At 67.1% G+C, this 703-nt stretch carries 1 protein-coding gene; it reads left to right on the top strand.

The genetic code is table 11. The features are described from left to right. The coding region (locus HX846_RS38390; protein ID WP_218645540.1) for a hypothetical protein at positions 1-703 on the top strand (703 nt) is incomplete at both ends.

The following is a 703-nucleotide window of genomic DNA, read 5'->3' as shown; positions in this document are numbered from 1 at the left end:
CGTCGCGTCGGTCGCTCAGCGAACGGCCGATAATGCCCAGGGCACTGCCAACGCCGCCCGGTCCACCGCTGATGTGGCTGCGATTCAGCTCGGCGGCCTGGACGGCGGGCAAACGGTGGTCGAGCGCCTGGACTCGGCGGTAAAAGCCGCTGCGGGCGTGGGTCGCGAGACCATCACTCGGCTGCTCGGAGGTGGCGCTACCGTGGACGCTGAAGGCCAGCCCACGGCACCTGGCTATAACATCCCCCTGATCGCAGCCGCTGGCAGTGCTCAGCCTGCAACCAGCCACGACAATGCAGGTGAGGCGCTGCACGCGGTGGCGGGCAATCTCTCCACGCTCAACGATGCCGTGCGTACCCAGGCCACTGAGCTAGACGCGCTGGTGGATAACATCCAGGGCCTGCGCGATGACACGTTGCAGTGGAGTGGTATCGACGGGGTCTACAACGCAGGCCGCGGTTCAGCCAGCGAGCCGGCCCGCATCGCCCGGTTGGCTTCCGGTAGCGCACAGGCTGATGCGGTGAACAAGGGTCAGTTGGATGACGTTGATCGCGCGGCGGTGGCAGCCCAGAGTGTTGCCCTGGCTGGGAAAACCATGGCTGACCAGGCGCAAAGCGTAGCCGTCGGTGCGACAGGCGTCGCTGCCATTGCACAGAGCCGCGCGGAGGCGGCCAAGGGCAGTGCCGAGGCCGCACAATCCGCT

It is taken from the genome of Pseudomonas sp. K5002 (assembly GCF_013386655.1).
In the GTDB taxonomy this organism is placed as follows: domain Bacteria; phylum Pseudomonadota; class Gammaproteobacteria; order Pseudomonadales; family Pseudomonadaceae; genus Aquipseudomonas.
The sequence above is the reverse complement of the archived record's forward strand: the minus strand, read 5'-3'. Positions and strand labels throughout refer to the sequence as shown.